Genomic DNA, 5,865 nt, shown 5'->3' on the forward strand with positions numbered 1-5,865 from the left:
AAGACCCCTTGAAGACGACAAGGTAGATAGGACAGAGGTGGAAGTGCAGTAATGTATGCAGCTGACTGTTACTAATCGGTCGAGGGCATAACCAAAAGGTGATAGGAACAAGAAGGATGAAGAGAGAATTATCAAAGTGGATTGTATGTGGTTTTGAAGGTACATAATATAGAGCATTTGGTTATTGCCAGATGCTTTTCCGAATATATCAATAGTATATAGGGGATTGGTCAAATGGTATGATAGGAGTCTCCAAAACTTTTGGTGGGAGTTCGATTCTCTCATCCCCTGCTCCTTAGGAGCCTGAAAGCCTTTAAAGTCAAGGCATTCAGGCTCTTTTGTTTTGCCCGAAAAGGGCAGGGTACCACTTAGGGTACCAAAGTTGGTACCCTGACAAAATCCAGACAAAAAGGAGGTTACACGTTAGAGATTTCTTCTACCCCTGTGTAAGTGCAAATTAAAACATTTCCTAAAATAAAAGTTTATGGTATACTTAGTTCAACAAATCAGAAGTTGAGGAGGTGTATATATATGAAATTAGCAGATTTAGCTACGGGTCCTGACTGGATAATATGGATTGTTTTTGTGATACTTGCTGTAATTTCTATAATTTCACTTTCTGGACACGGAAGTTGGTTTATTTCTGGATATAATGTGGCTACAAAAGAAGAAAAGGAAAAATATGATGAAAAGAAGTTATGCAGAACAACGGGAATTGGAATGTCTGTTATAGCAATTCTTACATTAATTATGGGGTTGTTTGAAAATTTTCTTCCTGCATTTTTTGTATATATTGCAGTGGGAATCATTGTGGTTGATGTCGTGGTAATTATTATTTTAGAAAACACGCTATGCAGAAAGTAACAACCTTCCAGTTTATCAAACACAGTGAGGTCAAGAAACAAGGCGAAGCCGATACGCCGTAGGGCAGTTCTTGACGGAGCGTTCACAGTTCATTAACAGAAAAAATTATCCAAGGGATATGAGATGGCACAGCTATTTCATATCCCTTGTTTACTGTATTTTGGGGTTTTAGGGGGAACCCCTGACCCAGAGAACTTTTGTCAAAAAGTGTACTGGGCTACACTTCTGTATAAACAGAATAAAATGTTAAAAATATAACAATCTCTATTGAGAATATAACATCACTGTGCTATAATATATATAACAGATATGAAAGGACGTGATTACCGCATTTACAATGTCATATGACGCAAGTGTGAAATGTAAAAAACAGGATGTAAAGGGACTGATTCACCATAACGCAAGGGAGGTAGATATGCAGAATGATATAAATTTGAATCATTTTAACGAATGTATTGACAGTGATAGAACAATGTATAATCGTACATATTTCTATAATCAGAAGAAAAAATGTTTTGAGGAATGTACGGACGTTAAGCAGATTTATGATTCTCTGGATAAAAGACTTAAATGTGTAAAAAGACCACTGAGAAAAGATGCCGTTGTTCTTCGGTCAATGGTACTGCAACTTGACCCGAAATGGTATGAAGAGCATTACAGCGAACAGGAAAGATTATATTCTTATGATTGTATGATTGACTGGGTTTGTGACACTTTCGGAGAAAATAATATCATCAGTTTTTCCATTCACGAAGATGAGACAAATCCGCATATTCATGTTTCTTTTTGTCCCGTCACTTCTGACGGAAGACTTTCCCAGAAAGATTTTATTGATAAGTTCAAATTGAAACAGCAACACCAGTCTTTAAGAAAATATATGCTTGAACGGGGATTTGACATTGAGTTAGAAAACCGTAAATCAGGGGATTACACACGCCGACTGAGTGTTGAAGAATACAAGGACTTGGCAGAACTGAGAGCTGAACAGGAATTATTAGATTCTTCGTTCCGTTACAACGTACAGAGGGATAAAGAACTGCAATGCAAAGAAACTGACCTCTCCTGTCGTGAAGAAACGCTCAGGCAAAAAGAGACAGAGTTTGCAGATCGTGTGCAGGATTTTCTTATTGAATCAGAAAGCATCCGTCAAAGCCTTATGGAGATGGCGAACGAATACTGGGCGAAGCCAGATGAAGAAAATTCTCTGGTAAAATTTGTAAAGAAATGCTCTAGCCATGGTACTTCTCTTTATGACATTTATCTGAGACAGCAAAAAGCCGAAAAGGAACAGGCTGATAAAAGAATGGTAAAGCAGAAAGAACAGTTGGAACATTTCAAGGAAATTACAAGAAAATCATATTACAACGATTATAATAACTCTTTTCAGTTATCCTGAATGAATTAATATTTTGACACGCTCTAGTAAAACAGGGCGTGTTTTTTGTTTATAAAAATTTTATATTTACAAAAAAGACTCATAAATGAGTTGATTTTCCGAAAGTGAATTTTGGTGGAATTGACTTATAAAAATAATGTGTTATCTTTCAGTTATCAGACAAAAGAGCAAATTAATACAAAGAAAAAGTCTTTATTTTTGTAGCTTTTTGAATCTGAAATAAATTAATTTTTAAGGAGGACCAAATTATGAACGGTCTTAAAAGTTTTATGAAATTTGACTGGGATGATTTCGCAGCCGAAAAGGAATTTACGGTAAAATCAACTTCCGACTGGACTGATTACAATACAAAAGAAAAGTTGGGAACAAAAATTGAAGTTGTTATTTCAAAAGATGATACAACTTATCCTGGGAAAAAAGGAAATGAAGTCTCAAACATTTTCGAGACACTTTTCTTTAAGGTAAAGAAAGAGGTTGACGTTTCGCCAAAGAAAAAGGTTGTGCCAGTCAATCCAACAGTGACAGCATACGGAATGGATAAAGCAGGAAATTTCAGTTCGTTTTTGAACTGTCTGTCCATCACCTGTGAAGACATTTCTATTCTGTAATATCCAACCTATTTTATTCTTTTCCCCTCATTCTTGCTTTTCCCTTGTTCTTGACACTCATCCATCTTTTCTTGACTGTATGCAGTGTTCTTAACAAAAAAAGGTACGGTGTCGGTGCCAATATTGATAAAATCCTTTATTTCTGCGACGTTGGGCTTGTTCTACGTCGCAGAAATAAAAAGTGCCACGGTGCCAGAAAACAGAAAAACACTGATAAATGAGAGGGCAAAATCACAAAATTGGAACCAAATACAGAAAGGGTGATTGAACTATGAAGAAAAAAGCTTCCAGTTCTTCCACTGCGAAATATAAAAACATGATGTACACTCAGCAGATGGAACATCTTCCTTTTCGCACACGTGAGGAATTAGAAGAAAGAATCAAGACAAAACTCGCCCCTAAAAAATATGCAATCAGTGAAGTACATGACAAAGACATTGATGAAGACGGAAATCCCGTTAAAGAACATATTCATGTTATGCTGTGTTTTCAAAATGCACGTTCATTGAAAAATGTAGCATCTATTTTAGGAGATAAACCACAGTATCTTGAAAAGTGGGATGAACGGGCGAACAATGGATTTGCTTATTTAGTCCACGCAACCAGTGGGGCGAAAGTAAAAGCACAGTATTCTCCTGAAAAGGTCTTGGCAAATTTTCCTTATGCGGAAGAATTGAAGAAACAGACATTAGAAGTATTAAAGAAAAAGAGCAGACAGAAAATTGATGTGCTTTTGGATGCTTATTACAACGAAGAAATGACCCTTGACGAACTGGAACAGGAACTGACAGGGGCACAATACGGAAGATATAAAAAACAGATTGACACTATCACAAGTAAAATTCTGGAACGCCATGCCGACATCTGGAGACAGGATATGTTAAAAAATAACCGTAGGGTTAAGGTAATCTGGATTTACGGAGCTGCAGGCACAGGGAAAACAAGTCTCGCTAGATCGATTGCGAAGCAGGACGGGCGGGCATATTACGTTTCAGGTTCCAGCAGGGATGTATTTCAGAGTTATAACGGAGAACATATTTTAATTCTGGATGAACTTCGTAGTAACGTTATTCCATATCACGATTTGCTTCGGATTCTTGACCCGTTTGGAAATCAAGAGCGTATCATGGCACCTGCAAGGTATTCTGATAAATCGTTAGCCTGTGACCTGATTATTATTACAACGCCATTCAATCCAGTGGATTTTTATGATGAAATTTTTGATGATATTAATACAGTAGATTCTTTGGAACAGTTGGTAAGAAGAATCACCATCACATTATATGTAAATAGTGATTCTATTTCCGCTGTTAGATATTGTCAGGAAAGAAGACATTATTATGCTGTTCCTGATGCAGAATGTGACAATCCATATTCTCAGAAAAATCGACCTGATTCGGAAATTGATGTTCTGGAAGAATTTAACCAGATGTTTAAATAAATTTGTACCTTGACAAGTTAATAAGGAGTAACCGCCATGATAAAATCAGGAAATGGCAGTCTCTCCGAAAGTGAAACTTTACGCCAAGCTATGGATTGTGGTATACTCAATCTGGAAGAAATCTCTGAGCGTGTTCAGCAGATGAAAAGACAGGAAATTCTCGCAAAACATTCTTATTGGTGTAATACGGACGGTTTATGGATGACACGTTTTCCAGACAAACAAAAAGGACGTATAACTCGCAAAAGGAAGAAGAAAGAAGACCTTGAAGACCTCATCATTGAATATTACGAAAAACTCAGAGAGAAAATCTATATCAAAGATGTATTTGAAGAATGGATAAATTCCAAAAGAGATTATGGAGAAATCCAACCACAGTCCTATGACAGATATTGTACAGACTATAAACGATTTTTTTCAGAAAAACTTCCAATTTGCAAGAAAGAGTTTTCTGACATTACAGAGGATGATTTAACGGATTTCATTAAATCTACCATCCACAATTTAGGTTTGACTAAAAAATCTTATGCAGGTTTGAGGACTTTAGTCCGAGGTATCTTTAAATACGGTAAGGATAAAAAATACACTAGCCTTAGCATGACACAATTTTTCGGAGATTTGGAACTGCCAAATAATATCTTTGAAAAAAGAATCATTAACAAGGAAACCGAAGTGTTTAATGAAGATGAAATCCCAGTCGTTATAAGTTACCTCAGAAACCATGCAGACATCTGGAATCTTGGACTGCTTTTGCAGTTTCAGACAGGTATGCGTATTGGTGAAATCTCAGCTTTAAAGCGTGAAGATATTCAACAGAACGGAACACTTTTAGTACATCGAACGGAAGTCAAATGTAAAGATGAATCTGGAAAATGGACAGTTTATGTGAAAGATACATCTAAAACAGATGCAGGAAATCGCACTATCATCTTACCAGACAATGCAAAGTGGACATTAGACGAAATATTAAAGCTGAATCCTCACGGGGAATATCTTTTTATGAACCGTGGAAAGCGTATAAGGGAAAATACTTTTAATAAACGTCTTTCAAGGGTCTGTGAGGAACTGAGGATTGGACATCGTACATCCCATAAAATCAGAAAAACTTACGGAACAACACTTTTAGATTGCGGAGTGAATGAAAGTACAGTGTCGGAGCAACTCGGACACACTGACATAGCCACAACCCGGAAATACTATTATTTCAGCAACAAAAATACAGAAACTAAATTGAAGCAGATTAACAATGCTGTTAATTTCTAGCACAATAAACACAGGGTACCAGAGGGTACCAAAAATAAGAGTTCGGAATAGACGAAAAGCCTTGATTTATGAGGATTTTTCAGGGATGAACATGGAGTTCGATTCTCTCATCCCCTGTTACAAAAAAACCGCGTGTTTACGCGGTTTTTTTGTACCGTATTGTATACTAGTGTGCTGTATCATTCATATTTCGCATAATGACTTGCCTGAATTCCACTCTACTGCGTTGTCGTCAATCGACGATGCCACCGCATCGCCTCACTCCGCCGCCTTGCAGACTGAAAATTCATTCT

The 5,865-nt window shown here is 36.8% G+C and carries 5 protein-coding genes, 1 tRNA gene and 1 rRNA gene; all 7 read left to right on the forward strand.

The genetic code is table 11. The annotated features are described in order from the left end of the window. A 23S ribosomal RNA gene (locus tag BQ5364_RS00040) occupies positions 1-95 on the forward strand; the annotation flags it as partial. Positions 96-220: 125 nt separating this feature from the next. Further along, a tRNA-Trp gene (locus tag BQ5364_RS00045) sits at positions 221-291 on the forward strand. Positions 292-531: 240 nt separating this feature from the next. Beyond that, positions 532-864 (forward strand): DUF3784 domain-containing protein, encoded by a 333-nt coding sequence (locus tag BQ5364_RS00050; protein ID WP_071143399.1) that lies wholly within the window; start codon positions 532-534, stop codon positions 862-864. Positions 865-1,201: 337 nt separating this feature from the next. Continuing rightward, positions 1,202-2,260: a MobV family relaxase gene (mobV, locus tag BQ5364_RS00055; protein WP_071143400.1), complete on the forward strand. Its 1,059-nt coding sequence runs from the start codon at positions 1,202-1,204 to the stop codon at positions 2,258-2,260. Between the two features lie 248 nt (positions 2,261-2,508). Then, on the forward strand, positions 2,509-2,868 hold the full coding sequence (locus BQ5364_RS00060) for a hypothetical protein (RefSeq protein ID WP_071143401.1): 360 nt from the start codon (positions 2,509-2,511) through the stop codon (positions 2,866-2,868). Positions 2,869-3,139: 271 nt separating this feature from the next. Continuing rightward, positions 3,140-4,309: a Rep family protein gene (locus BQ5364_RS00065; protein WP_071143402.1), complete on the forward strand. Its 1,170-nt coding sequence runs from the start codon at positions 3,140-3,142 to the stop codon at positions 4,307-4,309. Between the two features lie 36 nt (positions 4,310-4,345). Further along, positions 4,346-5,572: a tyrosine-type recombinase/integrase gene (locus tag BQ5364_RS00070; RefSeq protein WP_071143403.1), complete on the forward strand. Its 1,227-nt coding sequence runs from the start codon at positions 4,346-4,348 to the stop codon at positions 5,570-5,572. The last annotated feature ends 293 nt before the right edge of the window (positions 5,573-5,865 follow it).

Origin of the sequence: Coprococcus phoceensis, from assembly GCF_900104635.1 — a bacterium.
GTDB classification, from domain to species: domain Bacteria; phylum Bacillota; class Clostridia; order Lachnospirales; family Lachnospiraceae; genus Faecalimonas; species Faecalimonas phoceensis.